The sequence below is a fragment of the Glaciihabitans sp. dw_435 genome (assembly GCF_018449675.1).
GTDB lineage: Bacteria > Actinomycetota > Actinomycetes > Actinomycetales > Microbacteriaceae > Glaciihabitans.
Genome location: NZ_JAAVUZ010000009.1, coordinates 96,351 through 118,449, shown reverse-complemented (window position 1 = coordinate 118,449; position 22,099 = coordinate 96,351). Strand labels below are relative to the sequence as shown.

Annotated in this window: 18 protein-coding genes; 10 read left to right on the top strand and 8 right to left on the bottom strand. The window is 67.0% G+C overall.

The genetic code is table 11. The annotated features are described in order from the left end of the window. Positions 1–35: 35 nt before the first annotated feature. Positions 36–1,202 (bottom strand): MFS transporter, encoded by a 1,167-nt coding sequence (locus HB677_RS12850; protein ID WP_213816110.1) that lies wholly within the window; start codon positions 1,200–1,202, stop codon positions 36–38. A 151-nt stretch (positions 1,203–1,353) separates the two neighbouring features. On the opposite strand from HB677_RS12850, the gene HB677_RS12845 reads away from it, so the two are divergent. After that, the gene (locus HB677_RS12845; RefSeq protein ID WP_213816109.1) at positions 1,354–1,908 is read left to right on the top strand and encodes a TetR/AcrR family transcriptional regulator; all 555 of its coding nucleotides are present in this window, start codon (positions 1,354–1,356) and stop codon (positions 1,906–1,908) included. A gap of 100 nt (positions 1,909–2,008) precedes the next feature. Here HB677_RS12845 and HB677_RS12840 read toward each other — a convergent pair whose 3' ends face one another. Together HB677_RS12840 and HB677_RS12835 are read right to left on the bottom strand one after the other, a co-directional pair. Beyond that, positions 2,009–2,353, bottom strand: coding sequence for an Lsr2 family protein (locus HB677_RS12840; RefSeq protein WP_213816108.1), 345 nt, complete (start codon positions 2,351–2,353; stop codon positions 2,009–2,011). 104 nt (positions 2,354–2,457) lie between these two features. Then, positions 2,458–3,273, bottom strand: coding sequence for an IclR family transcriptional regulator (locus tag HB677_RS12835; RefSeq protein WP_213816107.1), 816 nt, complete (start codon positions 3,271–3,273; stop codon positions 2,458–2,460). A 228-nt stretch (positions 3,274–3,501) separates the two neighbouring features. On the opposite strand from HB677_RS12835, the gene hutH reads away from it, so the two are divergent. The 9 genes from hutH to HB677_RS12790 all read left to right on the top strand — a co-directional run bounded on the left by hutH (position 3,502) and on the right by HB677_RS12790 (position 15,923). Next, on the top strand, positions 3,502–5,058 hold the full coding sequence (hutH, locus tag HB677_RS12830) for a histidine ammonia-lyase (protein WP_213816149.1): 1,557 nt from the start codon (positions 3,502–3,504) through the stop codon (positions 5,056–5,058). Continuing rightward, positions 5,042–6,160, top strand: a complete 1,119-nt coding sequence (locus tag HB677_RS12825; protein WP_213816106.1) for an aminotransferase class I/II-fold pyridoxal phosphate-dependent enzyme — start codon at positions 5,042–5,044, stop codon at positions 6,158–6,160. The genes hutH and HB677_RS12825 overlap by 17 nt, the downstream gene beginning before the upstream one ends. 170 nt (positions 6,161–6,330) lie before the next feature. After that, entirely contained in the window at positions 6,331–8,028 is a 1,698-nt protein-coding gene (locus tag HB677_RS12820; RefSeq protein ID WP_213816105.1) for an ABC transporter ATP-binding protein, read from the top strand. Then, the gene (locus HB677_RS12815; protein WP_213816104.1) at positions 8,025–8,885 is read left to right on the top strand and encodes an ABC transporter permease; all 861 of its coding nucleotides are present in this window, start codon (positions 8,025–8,027) and stop codon (positions 8,883–8,885) included. The genes HB677_RS12820 and HB677_RS12815 overlap by 4 nt, the downstream gene beginning before the upstream one ends. A 9-nt stretch (positions 8,886–8,894) precedes the next feature. Continuing rightward, the gene (locus tag HB677_RS12810; RefSeq protein WP_213816103.1) at positions 8,895–9,887 is read left to right on the top strand and encodes an ABC transporter permease; all 993 of its coding nucleotides are present in this window, start codon (positions 8,895–8,897) and stop codon (positions 9,885–9,887) included. Between the two features lie 124 nt (positions 9,888–10,011). Beyond that, entirely contained in the window at positions 10,012–11,595 is a 1,584-nt protein-coding gene (locus tag HB677_RS12805) for an ABC transporter substrate-binding protein (protein WP_213816102.1), read from the top strand. 91 nt (positions 11,596–11,686) lie between these two features. Further along, complete coding sequence (locus tag HB677_RS12800) at positions 11,687–13,021, top strand: LLM class flavin-dependent oxidoreductase (RefSeq protein WP_213816101.1); 1,335 nt, start codon at positions 11,687–11,689, stop codon at positions 13,019–13,021. Positions 13,022–13,293: 272 nt separating this feature from the next. Then, positions 13,294–14,013, top strand: coding sequence for a class II aldolase/adducin family protein (locus HB677_RS12795; protein ID WP_213816100.1), 720 nt, complete (start codon positions 13,294–13,296; stop codon positions 14,011–14,013). A gap of 245 nt (positions 14,014–14,258) precedes the next feature. After that, complete coding sequence (locus tag HB677_RS12790; RefSeq protein ID WP_213816099.1) at positions 14,259–15,923, top strand: HNH endonuclease signature motif containing protein; 1,665 nt, start codon at positions 14,259–14,261, stop codon at positions 15,921–15,923. A gap of 29 nt (positions 15,924–15,952) precedes the next feature. On the opposite strand, the gene HB677_RS12785 is transcribed toward HB677_RS12790, so the two are convergent. The 5 genes from HB677_RS12785 to hutU are packed head-to-tail and all read right to left on the bottom strand — an operon-like array spanning position 15,953 to position 22,002. Further along, positions 15,953–16,543: a HutD family protein gene (locus tag HB677_RS12785; protein ID WP_213816098.1), complete on the bottom strand. Its 591-nt coding sequence runs from the start codon at positions 16,541–16,543 to the stop codon at positions 15,953–15,955. Then, positions 16,533–17,711 carry an imidazolonepropionase gene (gene hutI, locus HB677_RS12780; protein ID WP_213816097.1) on the bottom strand — a complete coding sequence of 393 codons (1,179 nt, stop codon included), beginning with the start codon at positions 17,709–17,711 and terminating at the stop codon, positions 16,533–16,535. The genes HB677_RS12785 and hutI overlap by 11 nt, the downstream gene beginning before the upstream one ends. Then, positions 17,708–19,066, bottom strand: coding sequence for a formimidoylglutamate deiminase (locus tag HB677_RS12775; RefSeq protein ID WP_213816096.1), 1,359 nt, complete (start codon positions 19,064–19,066; stop codon positions 17,708–17,710). The genes hutI and HB677_RS12775 overlap by 4 nt, the downstream gene beginning before the upstream one ends. Further along, a complete protein-coding gene (locus tag HB677_RS12770) occupies positions 19,063–20,337 on the bottom strand; it encodes an allantoate amidohydrolase (protein ID WP_213816095.1) in 1,275 nt (424 codons plus the stop codon). The genes HB677_RS12775 and HB677_RS12770 overlap by 4 nt, the downstream gene beginning before the upstream one ends. Then, positions 20,338–22,002: a urocanate hydratase gene (gene hutU, locus HB677_RS12765; RefSeq protein WP_307852596.1), complete on the bottom strand. Its 1,665-nt coding sequence runs from the start codon at positions 22,000–22,002 to the stop codon at positions 20,338–20,340. Positions 22,003–22,099 lie beyond the last annotated feature (97 nt).

Genomic DNA, 22,099 nt, shown 5'->3' with positions numbered 1-22,099 from the left:
GTGGGCCGCCGCCGGTGCGGGGGTATGCAATTCCGCTATGCGGTGGCAGCGGTTGCGCGAACGCCGCGACCGAGGGCGACCGAGAGGATCAGGGCCGCGAGGCTGAAGACCGCAACCACACCCGCGCCGATGACCAGGGCGGTCTCGAGTCCGGATGCCGTCGCGACGGCCCCGAGGTACAGCGCGGTCGCGCCCTGCACCAGGTACGACACCAGGTAGACGGTCGAGATTGTCCCCGCGCGGTGGTGTGCGGGGGCCTTTGCGCTCACGACGCCGAGGCCGCCCGAGAACAGGAAGCTGTACCCGACGCCGGTGATGATCGCCGAGACGAGGAAGACGACGAGCGAGTGGTCGACCGACGAGATGAGCATGATGCCAACGCCGACGAAGGCGATGATGCCACCGAGGGAGACGAGGGTGTTGGGGCGGATGCCTCGTGCCAGGAGCGCCGCGACACCGATTGCCACCGCGTTGACCGCGATGACCGAGCCGTTGACCAGCGCGTTGTCGGACCCGATCAGCTCCTTGGCGATGTCGGCACCGAGGGACAGCACGATGACACCGACCGTGTAGGCACCGGTGACGGCGACGGCGCCGATGAGGAAGTACTTGCGGATGCCTCGGGGGATGGCCAAGGCGCGCGGACGCCACCGGCCCTGCGCCTCGGCGGAAGTGTGCCGCGGCAGGAACCAGGCGAATGCGGCAACCACCGCGATGACGACGAACAGAACCCAGAAGTTGAGGTGGGTGGGGTAGGGGGCGTACTGGATGAGCGCGCCGCCAATGAGGGTCGCCAGCACCAGGCCCGCCGCCGTCGATGCCGTCGTGACGGCGCTCGCCCGCTTCTCCTGTCCCGGCGCGCTGAACTCGACGACCGCCGCGGTGGCCGGAGCCAGCGACAGCGCGACCCCGATGCCCATGAACCCGCGCCCAACGAACAGCCACGACACGTCCTGGGCGAGCGCGAAGAGGAGCACACCGATCAGTCCCGCTCCGAGCCCGAGCAGGATCGTCGAACGGCGACCGATGTAGTCGGAGAGGTTGCCGAAGATCGCGAGCGCGATGACAACCACGAGGGGGTAGATCGCGAAGATCGTGGTGGTGGTCGCGGGGGTGAGGTTCCACTCCTCCGCGTACACCGGGTACGTCACGGTCGGTGCCGCGCTCGTCCACAGGGCGATGGCCGCCACTGACGCGGCCACGACGAAACTGGATCTTCTGCTGAGAGTGCGCATGGGGGCGGCTTCCTGGTGGTGGTTCGGCAAGATCTCGCTAAAGCAACGATTTTTGCAATTCCCCGAGCGTACTGCGTTGGGCCAACTAAAGCAAAGCGATTTGCATTACGATGACATCATGACCACAGAGACAACGACGGGCAAGCGACCCGGGGGCCGCAGCGCAGCGGTGCTGGTCGCCGTCAAGCGTGCGCTCGAAGACCTGATGGCGGAACGCGGCAGCGACCGGGTGACCATTCCGATGGTCGCGGAGCGCGCGGGAGTGAACCCCACGAGCGTGTATCGCCGCTGGGGCGACCTGCCGTCGATGATCAACGACATCGCGACGTACCGCCTGGATCCCAATCGTCCGATGGCCGACACGGGGGACCTCCGGGAAGACCTGACCTCGTGGACTGCCGAGTTCGTTCGCCACTACAGCATCCCGGCCAATGCCGCGCTGCTGCGAGCCGGGGCTGCGACCGCCGGTGAGACCGAGACCGACTGCCTGCGCAATCGTCGTGCGGAAGCCGGAGTGATTCTCGACCGGTTCGGAGGGGACGGCCCCGTTTCGGCGGAGGACATCATCGATCACGTCATCGCGCCCATCGTCTACCGGGTGATTTATCAGCCCCACACGCTCTCCGATGCGACCGCACCGAAACTCGTTAACTTCCTCATGGGAACTCGATAGGTCGTTCGGCTGTAGAAACAGATATATCCCCCCGGAATTGGGGGATTTCTGTGGCGGTAAAGAAAAGCGGCGCGCAGGTTTGACGGCCGCGTCCGGGAATTCAGCGGTGGGCGTCGATATACGCCGTGGTCACGTGCGCGGGGATCCGTCCCCTGCTGGGCACGGCAACGCCGTTGGCGATTGCCCATTCCCGGATGATGGAGGCACTCGATGCCGTGCCGTTCTGCGCGGGCCCGGCAGAAGCGCGGCCACCGGAATCCCTGCTGGAGCGGGCATTCTCGATGTAGGGCGCGAGTGACTTTCGCAGTTCTTCTGCGTGGCGGGCCGAGAGGTCGATCTCGAAGGAGCGCCCATCGAGCGAGAACGATATTGTCTCGCCCTGGCCGTCTTCGATGATCTCGTGTGAGATGTCATCGAAAAGCTGGACGGTAATTTTCTGCGCCATATCCACACTCCCGTTTCGATATGGATGCTATCAAAAACTCAATGGATAATCGCGCATAAAGCGGCGCTAAACAATTCCCCTCCGGCGCGAGGAGCCTCCCCGCCCTAGCTGGCGGCGCGCACCGGGACGACCCCACCGAAACGCTTGGTGAGGACCTCCGCCGAGCGCAGCAGGTGGGCAGCGATGTCGGGCCATTTGTCGCGCGGCACCGCCTCGGTGAGGAAGGACGCGGCCAGGCTCGCCACGGGCATCCCGTTGTGATCCATCGCCGCGGCCGCGATACAGGTGACTCCATCGGTAACGGAGCCATCCTCGATCGACCATCCGCGCTGCCTGTCGGCCTCGAGGGTCGACTTGAGCTCGCGGAGGTTGCGCGGGCCGCGTCCGGTGCGATCAACGAACGTGTCGGATGTCGCGAAGATGGCGGTGATCTGCGGGCTGGGAAGCCAGCACAGCATCGAGCGGCCGGTAGCGGTCAGGTGTGCGGGAAGGCGAACGCCGACCGCCGTGACGAGGGAGGTTGGTCGAGGTGGCTGTTCCTTGAGGAGGTAGAGAGTTTCGTGTCCGTAGAGGATGCCGAGGTGCACGGTCTGCCCGATCTGGCGAACCACCTTGGCAAGGAGCGGGCGGGCAAGGTGTTCCATCGGCTGGTGACGCAGGTATGCGGAGCCCAACTCGAAGACCCCGACGCCCAGCTTGTAGCCGCGGGACTCGGGAATGTGCACCACGAGGCCCTCATCCACGAGCACCTGCAGCAGCTGATAGGTCGAGCTCCGAGGCATCCCAATCTGACGCGCGATAGCGCTCGCCGGTACCGGACTGGGAGAGGACGCAAGGTGTCGGAGGGCGGCGACGCCGTGGCGAAGCGCGGGCATGCGCGGGCCCATCGGCTCTGCGGCGGCGGGAAGTTCTTCGAGCATTTTTCGTAATCCTTCCGGGAGATCGTCGGGAGCCGATGGGGAATGCCGTGCCAAATTTGTCGCTCAGTATATGGCGCGAATATTTCGATCAGAGCCTCGCTGAGGCGTGGGCGTGCGAAATCGCTCCCGCGTTTCTGGCAGTGACTCCTGTCTCAAATGTCAGACGCTTGACGCGAAAAGCGTGTTGTTGACCGGTGTACGCGCGGCTTCACTGTTCACATGCCCCTCATGACATCGACCGCAATCACGGTGGGAATTGGTCCCCTCACCGAAAACGACATCGTCCAGGTCGCCCGCTCGGGTGCCCAGGTCGAGATCGCGGAGGACGCCCTCGTCGAGATCGCCCGCAGTCGCGAACTGATCGAGGCGCTGGCGCTCGCCGAGACGCCCGTCTACGGGGTGTCCACCGGATTCGGTGCCCTCGCCACCAAGCACGTTGCACCGGACATGCGCACGCAGTTGCAGCGCAGCCTGATCCGGTCGCACGCCGCGGGCATGGGAGCCGAGGTGGAACGCGAAGTCGTTCGGGCGTTGATGCTGTCGCGCCTGTCGAACCTCGCCACCGGCCGCACCGGGGTCCGTCCCGTCGTCGTGCAGGCCTACGCCGATCTGCTCAACGCGGGCATCACCCCCGTCGTCTACGAATACGGATCGCTCGGCTGCTCGGGCGACCTCGCACCCCTCGCCCACGTGGCGCTGGTCATCATGGGCGAGGGGCGCGCCCGCCTCGCCGACGGCCAGCTGGTCAGTGGCGAGGAAGCACTTCTCTCCGCGGGACTCGAACCGATCCTGCTGGCCGAGAAGGAGGGCCTCGCGCTCATCAACGGCACGGACGGCATGCTCGGTCAGCTCGTTCTTGCCCTTCACGACATCGACGAGCTGTGCAATCTGGCTGATGCCGCGATGGCGATGTCGCTCGAGGCCCTGCTCGGATCTGACGAACCGTTCGAGGCCGAGCTCGTCGGAATGCGCCCGCAGCCCGGGCAGCAGATCTCGGCGGCGAACGTACGCGCCATGCTGCGCGGCTCGCAGATCATCGAGGACAACCGCGGTCCGCAGAAGCATCGCGTACAGGACGCCTACTCGATCCGCTGCCACCCGCAGGTTGCCGGGGGCGTTCGCGACACCGTCGAGCACGCCCGCCGGATCGCCGGGTACGAGCTCGCGTCGGTGATCGACAACCCGGTGGTCACGCCCTCCGGTCGTGTGGTGTCCAACGGCAACTTCCACGGAGCACCCGTCGCCTACGTACTCGACTTCCTGGCCATCGCGCTCGCCGACCTCGCCAGCATCTCCGAGCGCCGCACCGATCGCCTCCTCGATGCGAACCGCTCGCACGGGCTGTCCCCGTTCCTCGCGGACGATCCGGGCGTCGATTCGGGCAACATGATCACCCAGTACACGGCCGCGGGAATCGTCAGCGAGATGAAGCGACTCGCGGTTCCGGCATCCGTCGACTCGATCCCCTCCAGCGCCATGCAGGAGGACCACGTGTCCATGGGCTGGGCCGGCGCCCGCAAGCTGCGCCGCAGCGTCGACGGCCTGCGTCACGTCATCGCGATCGAGTTTCTCAACGCATCGCGTGCCCTCGAGCTGCGCGCTCCGATGACACCCGGCCCCGCGGCATCCGCTGTCATCGCGCAGCTGCGCACCAGCGTCGGCGGCCCCGGACCCGACCGGTTCGCGTCGCCCGAGCTGATCGCGGTCAGCGACATGCTGCTGGATGGCACGCTGCTGACCGTCCTCGACGAGGCGGGAGTTGACCTTCATGACCTTCACCACTGAGACCGACGCCGCGGCAGCTCCGGCTCCCCGCGACCACGTCAAGGACCTGCCGCTCTACACCTCGGCAACCGTTGGCGCGGTGCCCATCGTGTTCCGTGCCTCGTCCAACGAGTCGCCGTTCTCGCCGTCCGACGCGGTGACCGAGGCCGTGTCCGCGGCCATCGCCGGGGGCAACCGCTACCCCGCGCTGCACGGCGAGACGCTGGTGGTCGCGCTCGCCGAGCACATGGGGGTGGATGCCTCGACCGTCGCGGTCGGTGACGGATCGCTTTCCCTCCTCAACCACCTGCTGCTCGCCTACGTGCGTCCCGACCATGATGTCGTTCACGCCTGGCGCAGCTACGAGGCCTACCCGATCAGCATCGGTGCCGTCGGGGCCCGCTCGGTCGGGATCACGAACCTCGCCAACCACCAGCACGACCTGGTCTCGATCGCGAACGCGGTCGGTGACGACACCGACGCGGTGATCCTCTGCAGCCCGAACAACCCGACCGGCGCGGTGCTCAGCGCCAAGAACCTCGTCGACTTCCTCGACCGGGTGCCGAGCCGGGTAATCGTTGTGCTCGACGAGGCCTACCGCGAGTTCGTCGACCCGAGCTCGCCCGGGTCGTTCGACGCGGTTCCGCTGCTGCGTCAGTACCCGAACCTCGTGCTGCTGCGCACCTTCTCCAAGGTCTACTCGCTCGCCGGTTTCCGTGCCGGATACATGATCGCCAGCCCCGAGATTGTCGCCGCCACCCGCGCGGTGATGACGCCCTTCCCGGTGTCCTCGCCCGCTGTTGCCGCCGCCATCGCGTCGCTCGAAGAGCACACCTACCGCGCGGAGATCATCGAGAAGGTCACGACCAGCCGGGAAGAAGTCGCCACGGCCCTGCGCGTGCTCGGTCTGCCCGTGGCATCCGCCCATGGCAACTTCATCTGGCTGCCCGTGGGCGCCCAGGCGGAAGAGCTCGCCAACCTGTGCGCGGCGAGCGGCATCGCCGTGCGGTGCTTCACCGGCGAGGGCGTTCGCGTCAGCGTCGGGCAGTCCGGTCTGGCCAGGGCGTTGTCCACGGCGCTCGCCGGCTTTGTCTACACGCCACCGGGGACACCGCAGACCTGAACCAGCAGAACCCGAACACTTTTACAAACTGAGTCGTAAGTCCAAATAACTCCCGTAAATACCCGTCGAAATGGCGGTTATTTATCGATCCCAAAATTCGGGTAATACGGGAAACAAGATATTAATACAGAGCATTAATAGCCGAAATATAGAGGGGAGAGAATGACTTTATGAGCGAAAAATTGTTGGACCTCGACACCGCGCCTCACACGCCGCCGCAGCACCGTGCGGACCCCACCTCTTCCAGCCCCGTCGTCGCCATCTCCGGCCTCGAGGTGAAGCTCACCCGCAACGGGAAGACCGAGACGGTGCTGCACAGTCTCGACCTCGACATCCAGAAGGGCGAGGTCCTCGGCCTCGTCGGGCAGTCCGGGTCGGGAAAGAGCGTGCTCGGGCTCACCCTCATGGGATTGCTGCCCGACAGGTCGCGCCCGGAAATCACCGGCTCCGTCTCCGTCTGCGGCACCTCCGTCATCGGTGCGAGCGCCAGGAGCATGCGGAACCTGCGCCGCAACAGCCTCGGCGTGATCTTTCAGGACCCGATGACGTCGCTGAACCCGACGATGACCATCGGACACCAGGTGCTGGAGGCCGCGGGCACCAAGGCCGAGGCGCTCCGCCTTCTCGCGTTGGCCGGCATCAGCAACCCCGAGACCCGGTACGACGCCTTTCCCCATCAGCTCTCCGGCGGTCTGCGCCAGCGCGTGATGATCGCGATGGCCGTCGCGGGATCTCCCGCCCTCATCATCGCCGATGAGCCGACGACCGCCCTCGATGTCACGGTGCAGCGCCAGGTGCTCGACCTGCTGCGCGAACTCAAGTCGCAGTTGCACTGCAGCGTGCTCATGGTGACCCACGACCTCGGCGTCGCCGGCGAGATTTCCGACCGCATCGCCGTCATGAGCGCCGGGCGACTCGTCGAGATCGGCCCGGCCGCCACCATCCTCTCGAGCCCGAAGCACGAGTACACCAGGGCGCTGCTCGCCTCGCGCATCAGCCTCGACACCGACAAGAGCCTGCCGCTGCCGACCTTCAACCTCGGCGGGGATGAGCCAACGGTCGCCAGCGACGAGGTCTTCGACACCTTCGTGCAGCCCCCCGTGGACGCGCCGCTGTCGGTCGACGTCACCAACGTGTCGAAGACCTTCTCCGTCCGCGGCAAGAAGGGAGCGAACACCCTGCGTGCCCTGCACGATGTCTCCCTCGCGATCGCCGATGGCGAATCGGTCGCGATCGTCGGCGAGAGCGGATCGGGCAAGTCGACTCTCTTGCGCATCATTGCGGGACTCGAGACAGCGGATGCCGGTGTCGGCAGCATCTCGCGTATGAAGGGGTCCCGCCCGCAGATGGTGTTTCAGGACGCCGGCGCATCCCTGACCCCGTGGCTTCGCGTCGATGAGATCCTCCGCGAGCGCCTCGTGCTCGAGAACGTGCCGAGCTCGGAGTTCGCCGAGCGCATCTCGGAGTCCCTCGCGCTCGTCGGTCTCGGCCCCGAGATTCTGCGGGTTCACTCGCGGGATCTCTCGGGTGGCCAGCGTCAGCGGGTTGCCCTCGCGAGAGCTGCGATAGTCCCGCCATCCATTCTCCTGTGCGACGAGCCGACGAGTGCTCTTGACGCCTGGATGGCCGCCACCGTCATCAACCTGCTGCGCAGGCTGCGCAAGCGGGTCGGTATGTCCATGCTCTTCGTCACCCACGACCTGTCGGTGGCTCGCGTGATAGCCGACCGCATCGTGGTCATGAACAAGGGGGAGATCGTGGAAATTGGCGAGGCGAACCAGATCATTCACAACCCGCAGAACGAGTACACGAAGAAGCTCGTCGCTGCCATTCCCGACCTGACCTTCGCCGAGGAGCTCGCATCATGACCGCAGCAACTCTCGTCCCGGAACGCATGCGCCTTGCGCGTGGTCTCGGCGGCAGGCTCAGCAGCGAGATGCTGTCGTGGTTTTGCATCGGCCTCTTCGCGCTCGTCTGCCTGATCGTGGTCTTCGCGCCGCTCATCGCGCCGTACGACCCGATCCAGCCGATCGGTGCCCCGTACACGCCGCCGTTCACCTCGAAGTACATCCTCGGAACCGACAGCATCGGCCGCGACGTGCTCAGCCGCCTCATCTATGGCGTGCAGTCGACGTGGCCGCTCGGCATCCTCGTGGTTGTCATCGGCATCGCGATCGGTGGTGCCGTCGGTGCCATTGCCGGTGTGGTGGGCGGATGGCTCGACAACCTGCTCATGCGCGTGACCGACCTGTTCCTCGCCCTGCCGGCAGCCCTCGTCGCCATCGCGATCGTCGCCTTCCTCGGGCCCGGAACCACGAACATGCTCATCGGCATCTCGATCGTCTGGTGGCCGTACTTTGCCCGCATCGTCCGCGGCGAGGTGCACTCGCTCGCCGCCCGCCCGCACGTCGAAGCGGCGCGGATGACGGGTGTCGGCCGCCGCCGCATCGCCACCCGCCACATTCTTCCCGGCGTGGTCCCCACGCTGGTTGTGCTGGCGAGCATCGATATCGGATCCGCGATCCTCACGATCTCGAGCCTCTCGTTCCTCGGTCTCGGAACCCCGCCTCCCGCCGCGGAACTCGGGGCGGACGCCGCGCACAATGCCGGCTTCCTGCTGCAGGCCTGGTGGGTCCCGGTAATCCCCGGGCTCGGAGTCCTCGTGCTGACCATCGTCGCCAACCTCGCCGGCAGCGGCGTCCGCAACCTGATGTTGAGAAGGTAGGTACGCCGCGTGCTCAAGTTCATCGCCCGACGACTTCTGTCCCTCGTCATAATCCTTCTGGTCCTGACGTTCCTGCTGTTCCTCATGCAGACGTACAGCCCCATCGACCCCGTCCGCGCGATCCTCGGCGAGAAGGCGAATGCCGCGGCGCTCGCGGCGCTGCGCGCAAAGATGGGACTGGATGACCCGCTGTACGTGCAGTACTTCCACTACCTGGGCGGCCTTCTCCACGGCGACCTCGGGGTGTCCTACCGCAGCCGCCAGCCGGTGATCGATGACCTCAAGGCGTTCGTGCCCGCGACCCTCGAGCTCGGCATCGCGGGAATGGTCATCGCGGTCATCCTCGGCGTGATCTTCGCGCTCACCACGCTGAGCCGCAGCAAGCCGCTGGCGCTCTTCCGCGGGTTCATTCTCACGGGAGCTGCCGCACCGACGTTCCTGCTCGGCGTTCTCGGGGTCATCCTCTTCTATAAGACGCTCGGCTGGCTGCCGGCATCGGGACGAAGCTCGGAGAGCGGACACGGTCCCACCCGGTTCCTGCTCATCGATGACATCCTCGCCGGCAACATCACCGGATTCTTCGACGCCATCCACCACCTGATCCTGCCGGCGCTGTGTATCGCGATCGGGCCCTCGCTCGTGATCGGCCGGGTGTTCGCCTCGAGCCTGCGGTCGACCCTCGACTACGACTACGTGCGCACCGCCCAGGCCAAGGGTCTCACCGGTTCGCAGGTCGTCGGCCGGCACGTGATCCGCAATGCGTCCAGCCCCGTGCTGTCGCTCGTGGGCCTGCAGATCGGCGCCATGTTCGCCGGTGCCCTGGTGGTGGAGAACATCTTCAGCTGGCCCGGCCTCGGCCTCTACATGTCGGGCGCCATCGGGGCATCCGACTTCCCTGCCATCTCGGCGATCACCCTGATCCTCGGTGCCGGCTACATCCTCGTCAACGCGGCCGTCGACATCCTGCAGGGAGTCATCGACCCGCGACTGCGCGTCGCCTGATCCGGCGGCACGTCCTCCCCACCCCACCCCCACCAATTTCACCCGTACCGCCCTTCGCTCCACGCACTGCCCCTATCAAGCACCAAGCAAATCACTGCCCTGATTACCACTTGAGGAGACAACCGTGAATAAATACCGCGTGAAAACCGGCGCAGCGCTCGCCCTGGCGCTCACCCTGCTTCTGGCCGGGTGCTCCGCATCCAACTCGGACTCGGGCTCGACCGCAGCACAGGCCCCGACCGATGGCGTGCTCAACATCGCCATGCTCGGCGACCTGTCCGACCCGCCGGACCCCGACGTGTCTTACGGCGATGGCCTGAACATCGTCAACAACGTCTACGAGGGCCTCGTTCGGTACAGCAAGGGATCCAGCGACCTGACGGTCGAGCCCTGGCTCGCGACATCCTGGACCAACTCTGCCGACTTCAAGACCTGGACGTTCAAGCTTCGCGACGACGTCACCTTCCACGACGGTACGAAGTTCGACTCCTCGGCCGTTGCGCCGGCGATCGAGCGTCGCACCAAGCTCGGCAACGGCATGGCCTACACGGTCGCGGATGTCGCCAAGGTGGACACTCCGGATGCCACGACAGCCGTCATCACGCTGAAGGAGCCCAACTCCTCCTTCCTCAACATCATGGCGTCGCCGTTCGGCATTCGTTTCGCGAGCCCGACCGGACTCACGAAGAACGCCGGAACCGATGACGCACAGACCTACCTGCGCACCCACGACCTGGGATCCGGCCCGTACGAGCTGACCTCGGTCGAGGCGGCCGTCGGCTACAAGATGGACTACGCGGACTCGTGGTGGGGAACGAAGCCCACGTTCACGACGATCAACTACAAGGTGCTCAACGACGCGTCATCCATGCAGCTGCAGTATGACAACGGCGAGATCGACATCATCCTGCAGGGTCTGACCGGCGCGGCATTCGCGGACTACAAGACGCGCAAGAGCTCGACGACCTACTCCCTGCCGATCCTCCAGGTGGAGATGATGCGACTGAACCCGAAGAGCGGACCGTTCACCGACCCGGCCTTCATGCAGGCATTCCGCAACGCGATCGACTCGAAGACCCTTGCTACCCAGCTGTGGAACGGCGCGGTGACCCCGGCCACCACGATCTACGGCCAGAACTTCCTGCCAGAGGCGGACTCGAAGCAGAACGTGAGCTACGACCCGTCCGAACTCGAGACGATGATCAAGGCGCTTCCCGCCGACCAGAAGACGATCACCATCGCCTACCGTGCGGCCTCCGACCTGGACGCGCAGCTCGTGAACATCGTCGCGGCGCAGATGCAGGGCTACGGACTCACGGTGAAGATCTTCGCGTCGCCGAGTGGTGTCGAGTACGACTGGGCTTCCGACCTCGAGTCGGCACCCGGTGTGTTCTTCGCGGCAACGTACCCCGACGGTCAGGACCCGTACCTCTGGGCCCAGCTGTACTGGCCGACCACGGCGCCGCTCAACACGTTCGCCTGCACCGACCCGTTCATCGACAAGAACCTGCCGATCGCGCTCAGCACCGGTGACGAGGACCTGTACGCCCAGATCGGCCAGAAGGCCGACGAGATGGGGTGCTGGACCAACCTCGAGTACCTGAGCGACTTCATGGTGGCGCCGACCTGGATGACCGGAGTGAAGGAGTCGCACGACTTCACCGCACCGGGCTACCTCGACTTCACCACGCTGGGCACCAAGGCCTAGCACCCACGGAAGCGGGCGGGCGCTTCACGCCGCCCGCCCGCTTCACGCCCCACCCCACACGAACAGCACCATGCAGTTGGAGGAGAAACCAATGACTAGCAAGCCACGTCAGATGCACTTCGGAGTATCCCTGGGAGACAGCGGAGTTCACCCCGCGGCATGGCGGCTTCCCAGCAATGGGCTCGGCCCCGTGCCATCCCTCGATCATTTTGTAAACCTTGCGCAGACCGCCGAGCGCGGCCTGTTCGACATGGTTTTCACCGCCGACAACGTCTTCATGGACACGTCGAAGATTGAACGCCAGCAGCCCTGGCGTGAGTTCGAGCCGCTGACGATGATGGCCGCGCTCTCCGTGCTCACCTCGAAGGTCGGGCTGGTCTCGACGACCTCCACCACCTTCTCCGAGCCCTACAACGTCGCCCGCGCGTTCGCCTCGCTCGACCACCTGAGCGGTGGCCGCGCCGGCTGGAACATCGTCACCTCGCACGTGGGTGCCGAGAACTTCGGTATGGACGGTATTCCGACGCACGAGTTCCGCTACGGCCGCGCCGAGGAGTTCGTCGAGATCGTCGCCCGCCTCTGGGACTCGTGGGAAGCCGACGCGAAGATCCTCGACCGGGAGAACGGTATCTACGCCGACCCGTCGAAGATCCACGAGATCAATTACATCGGCGAGCACTTCAAGGTGAAGGGCCCGCTCAACATCAGCCGGACACCGCAGGGTCATCCCGTGATGGTGCAGGCCGGGTCATCCGGCTATGGCAAGGCGCTCGGCGCCAAGTACGCCGAGGTGATCTTCACCGCCCAGAGCGAGCTGCGGGAGGCGATGGCGTTCTACCAGGAGATGCACGACCTGGTGACGGCTGCCGGTCGGGACCACACGCAGTTGCGGATCCTTCCGGGCATCAGCCCGATCGTCGGACGCACCGAGGCCGAGGCCCGCGAGAAGTTCGCGGCCATGACCGAGCTGCTCGACCGCGACACGGTGCTGCGCCTCGTAGGCCAGTCGCTGCACACCGACCTGTCGGAGTACGACCTGGACGACACCGTGCCGGAGTCGGTGCTGCCGTCGATCGCCGAGGTCGAGGGGCACCAGAGCCGCTTCACGATCTACCGCGCGTGGGCCGTCGACGACAAGCGCACGATCCGCCAGATGGCGCAGGAGGCAAGCGCCTCGCAGGGCCACTGGCTCGTGGTGGGAACTCCCGAGCACGTCGTCGACGTCATGGTCGAGCGCTTCGAGAACTTCGCGGCCGACGGATTCAACATCGTGCCCTCGGCCATGCCGCAGACGCTCGATGACTTCGTCGACCTTGTGGTTCCCGTCCTGCAGGAGCGCGGTCTGTACCGCACCGAGTACGAGGGCGACACGCTGCGCGATCACCTCGAGCTCGAGATTCCCGTTTCCGCGCACGTCAGCGTCTGATCTGGCGTCGGCCGGGGTGACCCCCGTCATCCCGGCCGCGCTGATGCGCGGGACGTGCGATGCGGCAGCGCCCCGGCCCGATCGCGCAGCTCCGCTTAGACCGTGCCACCCCGCCGGATCGCGCCGCCCCGGGTCATCCGCTCTCCGCGCCGCCCCGGGTCATCCGCTCTCCGCACTCCGCTCTTCTCGCTTCCCACTTCGTCCACCGCTTCACCCCGTCGCTGTCGCCTCGTTCGCCGCCCGACCTCTCCCCCCCCCCACAAGGAGCCCCCATGTCTGATCTGTACCCGGTCGAGACGTTTGCGAGTGTCGAGGCCGAGCGTGCCAACATCCGCGCGCAGATCGTCGTGACGCTGCGGCTGTTCGCCGAGCTGGGATTCGAGTGGGGCACCGCCGGACACCTCACCGTCAAAGACCCCGGCGACAACGACCATTACTGGGTGAACCCGCAGAGTGTTGCCTACAGGCTCACCAAGACCTCGGACCTTGTGCTGGTGGATGCCACGGGCGCGGTGGTCGACGGAAAACACCCCATCGCGGGGTTCTCGTCGCAGTACCAGGTGCATATCGCGAGCCCGGAGAACCGGGCCGTCGCTCACGTGCACTCGCCCTACGGTTTCATGTGGTCGAGCAAGCCGGCGCTGCTGGAGCCTCTCGACGACGACTCGGCCTCCATCCATGGGCTGCAGGCGATCGCGCTCGATCTCTCCGAGGATGCGGGCGCCCACCTGGCGGGAGCTGCGCGGATCCTGATCCGCAAGAGCCACGGGTTCATGACCACGGGAGGAACGATCGGCGAGGCAGCGTTCTACCTGATGGCGGCGGAGCGGGCGGCGAAGGCGCAGCTCATCCTCGATGTGCACGGCAAGAAGGGCTTTGTGCAGGAGCCGTGGCTGAGCCGCTGGCAGATGTCCCCGGCGATGTCCGCGTTCGAATTCAAACCGCATTCGGACTACATCCTCGCGATGCATCCCGACCTCATCGACGACTAGGTTGTAGGTCTTCCGTCAGCCACGGACTCCCCGGGCCGCCACCTTCCTACCCGTGTTCGCCTCGGTACGTGGCTCCCGCATACGTTCTCCTCGGTACGGAGCTCCCGCCACGTTCTCGTCGGTGCGGGGCTCCCGCATCTCTCTCGCGCGGAGGTCTTCTCCTCCCCAGGTGCCGGGTTTCTGGCCCTGTCCACGGATCATCCGAACATCCGTTCTGGGCTGTTCCGTTGGCGTTGAATTGTTGTATGACGTTCAACCAGGAACCCCCGAACCGCGACGGCCATACCGGCCGCGGCCCGGTGGATCCTGCCAACCAGGCCCGACTTGCACAGATCGACACCCGTCTCGGACACCTCGCAGACAAGCTCACGGACGGCGAACGTCGTATCCGGCAAATATTTGCACAACGGTGCGACATTACCGACGAGATTCGTCGCCTCTACCGTGAGCGCAACACGATCGTGTCGGTAGACACCAGTCAGAAATGGACGCGCGAAGTCAGGGCCCACCGAGAGGCCGCGGCCGAAGTCGCTCTTGCCCTGGGTATGTCGGAGCGTCCGGCCCGCAACTTCGTAGAACGCGCCCAAGCAATCGTGCACGAACTTCCCGCCACTCGCACGGCCCTCGCCCGGGGCGACATCAGTTTCCGGCACGCGGAAATCATCACCCAGGAGGCCAGCTCCCTACCACCCGAGGGCCGCCCGATATTCGAGGCAGCGGCGGTGCCCGAAGCGATGACCAAAACTGCCGCCCGGTTCAAGAAACGGGCCCGAATCCTGCGCGAACGCGTTCACCCCATCCCGCTGCAGGAGCGCCACGACACGGCAATGGAGGACCGCACCGTCTACTGGGACCCCGAACCCGACGGCATGGCCACCCTGACCTACACCGACAACGCCGCAACCGTGCTGGCAATCTACAACCGCATCGATGGCACCGCCCGCGCACTGCAAGGACCCAACGAGTCCCGAACTCTTCCCCAGCTGCGCGCCGACACCCTCGGCGACCTCGGACTGAACGGCACGCCCAGCAACGACTACAACAAGGGTGTGACCCCCACCGTGTTGATCGCGGTGCCGGTACTGACGGCGATCGGCACCGGAACGGAGCCGGCCATGATGGATGGGTACGGCCCCATCGACCCGGAGACCGCGCGCAGGCTCGCCGCGACCGCGCCCAGCTTCCACCGCATCCTCACCCACCCCGATACCGGAGCGATTCTCTCCCTCGGGCGTAGCACCTACACAGTGCCGAAAGACCTGCGCCGCTGGCTGCAACTGCGCGACGGCACCTGCCGGGCCGCCACGGGATGTCCGACCACCACCGACAAGTGCGACATGGACCACACCATCGACTGGCAGTACGGCGGCGACACCGATGCCGAGAACCTCGCATTTCTGTGCCAATCGCACCACAACTTCAAACAATTCACCGCCTTCACCTACCGGCACCTTGGTGGTGGCAGGTTGGAATGGACATCTCCCAGCGGGCGCACCTACATCACCGAACCCGACAGCTTCGTTGGACCGATGCCCTTCACCCTGCCCGACACCCCAGGCGATCCCGCACTTGAACCACCCAAGACTCCTGATGGCCCCGCGGCCGGGCACCGGGTGTACGAAGCAGGTTCTCCCGCCGAAGCGGACTCTCCCGCCGAAGACGACCCGATCGACGAGTGGGCCATCCCCAACGACCCTCTCTACAACCAGCTCCACGGAACTCGCCTCACTGACGTACTCGGACCACCAACCCCGTCATTCGATCCGACCGCCCCACCCGATGACGGCCCGCCCGATGAAGATCCGCCCGATTACGGCCCGCCCGACGAGGAACCGCCCGCTCAAGACTCGCCCGACGAGGATCCGCCTGCTGATCACACCCCGCCCGACGAAGATCTCCACCGGGAGTGAGGGGTCGTGTGCGACCCTGGCGCCGGGGATCAGGTGGAGGTAATGCGGGCGACAGCCACCACGCCATCGCCCCGCATCACCAGCTGCGAGTCGAAGCGGGCGGGAGCCGCTCCGAGAAGCACCGCATCGCGATCGGCGAGCGGCTCGCCATCGGCGGTAAGGCTGCCGTCGAGGGCGACGATCAGGACGCTCTCGCCCCGCGACGAGTGCACCACGAGCTCACGGTCGATGGTGATGATTTCGAGGGAGCCGGTCGCGCACCCGCGCCTCACCATGAGATTCAGGTCATCGGACGCGGTGGTGACGCCGGTCGAGGCGACGGCGGTTTCGCCCGTGAAGGCGCACACGTCGAAGCGATCGAGCGTGCGCACCGCGCCGTCGACCGACAGGTCGAGGCGTCCCGTCAGCGGCACGAGAAAGCGATCGACGCCAGGAAAGTGCGAGAACTCGCTGTCGCCATCGATCGTGGCGATGCTCACCCGCCAGACGAAGCCATCGAGGGTCGAACCCGCGGGAAACGCCACCACGTCGGTGGTGCTTCCGCCGCCGTTGCGCCAGGGCTGCGTGGTGCGCCCGCTCGCCGGCATCCGCTTCACCGCCGTTGCTGTACTAGAAACCATGGGACAGGTCCGCCGTTCGGTGTCCACTCCGCCAGACGGCGGTCGTGAGGGGAACGCCTGGTCGATAGGCGATGTGGGAGACGGATGGCGCGTTCAGCACCTGCAGATCCGCGCGACCGCCCACGCGCAGGATGCCGACGGCGTCGTCGCCCTCATCGCGCAGCAGAGCTCGGGCGGCCCCGCGGGTGGCTGCCCAGACCGCTTCCTCGATCGTGAGGTGCATCTGCAGCACCGCGGTGGCAACGGAGAACTGCATCGACGTCGTGTAGGAAGTGCCGGGGTTGCAGTTGGTGGCAATCGCCAGTACTGCTCCGGCATCGAGGAGCTGGCGGGCGGGACCGAAGGGCTCCCGCGTCGAGAGGTCGCACGCCGGCAGCACCGTCGCGACGGTGCCCGAGGAGGCGAGCGAATCGACATCCTGGCGGGTCAGGTAGTTGCAGTGGTCGACGCTCGCGGCGCCCAGCTCGACCGCGAGGGCAACCCCGCCGCTGTGTCCGAGCTGGTTGCCGTGCACGCGGAGGGCGAGCCCGGCATCGCGTCCCGCGGTGAGCACCTCACGCGACTGCTCCACGTCGAAGGCACCGGTCTCGCAGAACACGTCGATGAACGTGGCCCACGGCAGCACTGCCTGCAGCATCGGGCCGGTGACCAGATCGAGGTAGTCCCGCGCCGAGATTCCCTCGGGCACCAGGTGCGCGCCGAGGTAGGTCACGACGTCCGCGCCGCGGGAGCCGATCTCAGCCGAGCGACGCTCGGACTCGACGTCGAGTCCGTATCCGGTCTTGGTCTCGAGGAATGTGGTGCCCTGCGCCTGCGCCTCGTCGCGCAACCGCAACAGGTTGGCCTCGAGTTCGGCGTCGGTCGCTGCCCGCGTCGCCCGCACGGTCGTGCCGATGCCACCGGCGGCGTACTTCTGTCCGGCCATCCGCGCCTCGAACTCCGCCGAGCGGTCGCCGGCAAACAGCATGTGGGAGTGGGAGTCAACCCAGCCCGGCAGAACGGCGCGGCCCCCCACCGACGTGCGGACGTCGGCATCGGGGGCATCCCGCGCCGCACCGATCCAGGCGATGCGGCCGTTCTCGACGACCAGCGCGGCGTCGTGCCGGCGCGACTCACCGTCGGCCTGCGTCGACAGCTCGCCAATGTCGGTGATCAGTTCGGAGGTCATACTCTCTCCCGCCGTGCGAGCACGTCATCGAGTTTGCCGAGGGCGTCGCCCAACAGAGCGGCCGGGTCGGAACGGAAGCCCGCCAGGTCGGCAGACACGAGCCGCCCCGAATCGGCGACCACCCTGCCTCCCACGATCACGCGCAGCACGTCGGAGGCGGTCGCGACGAGGGGCAGCTGCTCGACGGACGCCCCCGCGGTGCGCAGCGAGCGCGGATTGACCTCGACGAGGTCGCACCATGCGCCGGCGCGGATGCCCGCGACGCCGTGGCCCAGCGAGCGATACCCACCGGTGGTGAGCGCGGCGCTGAGCTCCGTGGGCGAAAAGCGCCCGCGCTTGCCGGACGACAGGCGTTCGCCCGCCTCGAGCCCGCGTGCTTCGAGGAAGGGATCAACGACCGCGTTCTGGTCGGATCCGAGAGCGATGGATGCCCCGGCATCGGCCAGCGCGCGGGCGGGACCGATCCCGTCACCGAGGTCGGCCTCCGTGGTGGGGCACATGACGACGGAGACACCCGCGGACCCCAACAGGGCGATATCGGTGGTGGTGAGGTGCGTAGCGTGGACGACGCTGAGCCGCGGTCCGAGTGCGCCGAGTTCGTTGAGCAGACCGGTCGGGGTCAGGCCGTACTCGGCCCGGCTCTCCGCATTCTCCTGGGGCTGCTCGGACAGGTGGATGTGAAGCGGCACGCCGGGTGGCAGCTCCGCGAGAATCGTGGCGATGGCGCCGCGGGGCACCGCCCGCACGGAGTGGATGGCGGCGCCGAGGGTGACATCGCCGCCCCCGAGGGAGTCGCGCAGTGACTGCCAGCGACGGATCCAGCTGCGCGCCGAGTCATCCCCAAAGCGCAGCTGCAGCTCGGAAAGGGGAAGGCCCGCCCCGCCCCGGAGGTAGACGGTGTCGAGCAGGGTCAGGCGAATGCCGATGTCGCGCGCCGCTGCCGCGATGGCGAGCTCCATGGCATGTGCGGTCGGGTAGGGGGTGCCGTCGTTCTGGTGGTGCACGTAGTGGAACTCGCCGACTGCGGTCCAGCCGCTGACCAGCATTTCCGAGAAAACGGCCACGGCGAGCTCGTAGTACAGCTCGGGGTCGAGGGCCGCCGCCGCCGCGTACATCGACTCGCGCCAGCGCCAGAAGTCGCCGCCGTCGGAGTGGGTGCGTCCGCGGAACGAGCGGTGGAACGCGTGCGAGTGGGCATTGCCCATGCCGGGGATGACCGTGCCGAGCGCGATGTCGCCGGGCCCCGGCTGCACGCCGACCTCGATGCGTCCGATGATGCCGTCTGGCGTGGTGTGCACGCGCACGTTGGACTCCGTGCGGCCGGCGATCAGCGCGGACGCGCACCAGAAGGTCACAGCAGGTCCCGCAACACGCGCTCGAGCGCGACGACGCCCTCGAGGCAGTCGTCGAGGCTCGCGAACTCCTGGGGGGAGTGCGAGACGCCGGTGGGATTGCGCACGAAGACCATCGCCGTGGGAACCCGCGAGGCGAGCACACCCGCGTCGTGGCCTGCGCCGGTGGGGAGAACGGGAATGGGGAGCGTGCCGCTCGGGCCGCCGGTGCCGCTGGGCCCACTCGTGCCGCTCAACGCGCCAACGAGCCTGTCGCGCAGCGCCGGGTCGAACGAGACCGATCCACTCCACGACTCCTGAGCGATCACGACGCCGCACCCCTCCGCGGCGGCAGCGTCGGTGACGCGGGCGGTGATGTCGGCCACGAGCGCGGACGTTTCCGCGTCGGTGACCGCGCGCGCGTCCAGCCACGTGCTCACGGTCGAAGAAATCACGTTGGTGCCTCCGGGGACGGCGTCTATCCTCCCGATGGTTGCACGTAAGCCCTCACTGGCGGCCGCGGCATCCCGAATCTCGACAATCGAGCGCGCGGCGGCGACCATCGGGTCACGCCGGTCCTGCATGCGCGTGGCCCCGGCATGGTTGCCCTCGCCGGTGAAGAGTAGCTTCCAGCGACCGTGGGCGAGAATGGATGACGCGACCGCGACGGGGCTCGCGAGGTCGATGAGACCCCGCCCCTGCTCGACGTGCAGCTCGACGAACACACCGATGCGGGCAAGCGCGGCGGCGTCTTCCCCGAGACTGCTCGCGTCGATGCCGGCGTTGCTCACGGCTTCGGCGAGGCTGATGCCATCGGAGTCCGTGAGGGCGCGGGCGCGGTCGGGGTCGATGGCCCCTGTCATCAGTCGCGAGCCGAGGCAGGCGATGCCGAACCTGGATCCCTCTTCCTCGGCGAAGACGAGAATGGCGCACGGTCTCGTGGGAACGAAGCCCGTCGCCTGCAGGCGCGCGATCGCATCGAGGGCGCTGACCACGCCGAGGGGTCCGTCGTAGGCTCCGCCGCCGGGCACCGAATCGAGGTGGCTGCCCGTGACGACGGCGTTGTCGCCGCGAGCACCCCACCACGCCCAGATGTTGCCGTTGCGGTCGACATCGACGTCGAGGCCCTGGCGCACCGCGCGCTCCACGAACCAGTCGCGCAGCTCGAGTTCGGCGGGCTGCCACGCGTGCCGCGAGTATCCGCCGCGGCGGGCATCGCGCCCGACCCCGCGAATCTCGTCAAGGCCGGCGAGAAGCCCGTGCGCGGTGGCGCCAGTGGGAGGAGAAACCGTCATCTACTCTTCCCACATCGGAACACGCAGGCCGCGCTCGCGAGCGACCTCGGCAGCACGCTCGTAGCCCGCGTCGACGTGACGCATGACGCCGGTGCCCGGGTCGTTGATGAGCACGCGCTCGATCTTCTCGGCAGCCAGCGGTGTTCCGTCGGCGACGATGACCTGCCCGGCGTGGATGGACCGGCCGATTCCGACGCCGCCACCGTGGTGGATGGAGACCCAGGTGGCGCCCGACGCGGTGTTGAGCAGCGCGTTGAGCAGGGGCCAGTCGGCGATCGCGTCGGATCCGTCGGCCATGCCCTCGGTCTCGCGGTACGGCGAGGCGACAGAGCCCGAGTCGAGGTGGTCGCGACCGATCACGATCGGTGCGCTGATCTCACCCGAGGCGACCATCTCGTTGAACTTGAGCCCGGCGAGGTGGCGCTCCTTGTAGCCGAGCCAGCAAATGCGTGCGGGAAGCCCCTCGAAGTGCACCTTCTCGGATGCCTGGCTGATCCAGCGGGCGAGCTTCTTGTCCTCGGGGAACAGCTCGAGGATGGCGCGGTCGGTCGCCGCGATGTCTGCCGGGTCACCCGAGAGCGCCACCCAGCGGAACGGTCCCTTGCCCTCGGCAAACAGCGGACGGATGTACGCGGGCACAAAGCCGGGGAACTCGAACGCGCGGTCATACCCGCCGAGCACTGCCTCGGCACGGATGGAGTTTCCGTAGTCGAACACCTCGGCTCCGGCATCCTGAAATTCGACCATTGCCTTGACCTGCTTGGCCATCGACGCCCGCGACGCGGCGGTGAATCCCTCGGGGTCCGCGGCTGCCTTCGCGTGCCATTCCTCGACGGTCACGCCCTCGGGCAGATAGTTGAGCGGGTCATGGGCCGAGGTCTGGTCGGTCACTACGTCGATGGCAATGCCCCGCGTCAGGAGTTCGGGGAAGACGGATGCCGCGTTGCCGACCAGTCCGACGGACAGCGCGCGCTTCTCATCCTTGGCGGCGAGCACGCGGGCAACAGCGTCGTCGAGGTCGTCGGTCATCTCGTCGAGGTAGCCGTGGTCGACGCGGCGCTTCAGGCGCGCGGGATCGACATCGACGATGAGCACAGCGCCGCCGTTCATGGTGACCGCGAGGGGCTGCGCGCCGCCCATTCCGCCGGCGCCACCGGTGAGGGTGAGCGTGCCGGCCAGGGTTCCACCGAAGCGCTTGTCGGCAACGGCCGCGAAGCACTCGAAGGTTCCCTGCAGGATTCCCTGGGTGCCGATGTAGATCCAGGAGCCGGCCGTCATCTGGCCATACATGGTGAGTCCGGCCGCCTCGAGCCGGCGGAACTCGGGCCAGGTTGCCCAGTCGCCGACGAGGTTCGAGTTGGCGATCAGCACGCGGGGAGCCCAGGTGTGGGTGCGGAAGACGCCGACGGGTTTGCCCGACTGCACGAGCAGGGTCTCGTCGTCCTCGAGGTCCTCGAGCGTGCGCACGATCGCGTCATACGCTTCCCAGCTGCGCGCGGCCTTGCCGGTACCGCCGTACACGACGAGGTCATCCGGACGCTCGGCAACCTCGGCGTCGAGGTTGTTCATGAGCATCCTCAGCGGCGCCTCGGTCTGCCAGCTCTTGGCGGTGAGGGTGTTTCCTCGCGCTGCTCGTACCGGGCGGGGTTCATGCGTGTGTGTCACGATGGTCGGCTCTCGTTCGATGTGGATGCCTCCATCTGACCGCATCCGTGCGCCCAGCGGTGCACGCTCCGACCCATTGGTGTCTGGGATTTGAGAC

Excerpts from the sequence above, each read along its gene's own strand:
- HB677_RS12835 (WP_213816107.1), bottom strand. The coding sequence starts at position 3,273 with ATGCTCGAAGAACTTCCCGCCGCCGCAGAGCCGATGGGCCCGCGCATG.
- HB677_RS12800 (WP_213816101.1), top strand. The coding sequence starts at position 11,687 with ATGACTAGCAAGCCACGTCAGATGCACTTCGGAGTATCCCTGGGAGAC.
- HB677_RS12785 (WP_213816098.1), bottom strand. The coding sequence starts at position 16,543 with ATGGTTTCTAGTACAGCAACGGCGGTGAAGCGGATGCCGGCGAGCGGG.
- HB677_RS12840 (WP_213816108.1), bottom strand. The coding sequence starts at position 2,353 with ATGGCGCAGAAAATTACCGTCCAGCTTTTCGATGACATCTCACACGAG.
- HB677_RS12795 (WP_213816100.1), top strand. The coding sequence starts at position 13,294 with ATGTCTGATCTGTACCCGGTCGAGACGTTTGCGAGTGTCGAGGCCGAG.
- HB677_RS12825 (WP_213816106.1), top strand. The coding sequence starts at position 5,042 with ATGACCTTCACCACTGAGACCGACGCCGCGGCAGCTCCGGCTCCCCGC.
- HB677_RS12770 (WP_213816095.1), bottom strand. The coding sequence starts at position 20,337 with ATGACGGTTTCTCCTCCCACTGGCGCCACCGCGCACGGGCTTCTCGCC.
- hutI (WP_213816097.1), bottom strand. The coding sequence starts at position 17,711 with ATGACCTCCGAACTGATCACCGACATTGGCGAGCTGTCGACGCAGGCC.
- HB677_RS12820 (WP_213816105.1), top strand. The coding sequence starts at position 6,331 with ATGAGCGAAAAATTGTTGGACCTCGACACCGCGCCTCACACGCCGCCG.
- hutH (WP_213816149.1), top strand. The coding sequence starts at position 3,502 with ATGACATCGACCGCAATCACGGTGGGAATTGGTCCCCTCACCGAAAAC.
- HB677_RS12845 (WP_213816109.1), top strand. The coding sequence starts at position 1,354 with ATGACCACAGAGACAACGACGGGCAAGCGACCCGGGGGCCGCAGCGCA.
- HB677_RS12790 (WP_213816099.1), top strand. The coding sequence starts at position 14,259 with ATGACGTTCAACCAGGAACCCCCGAACCGCGACGGCCATACCGGCCGC.
- HB677_RS12815 (WP_213816104.1), top strand. The coding sequence starts at position 8,025 with ATGACCGCAGCAACTCTCGTCCCGGAACGCATGCGCCTTGCGCGTGGT.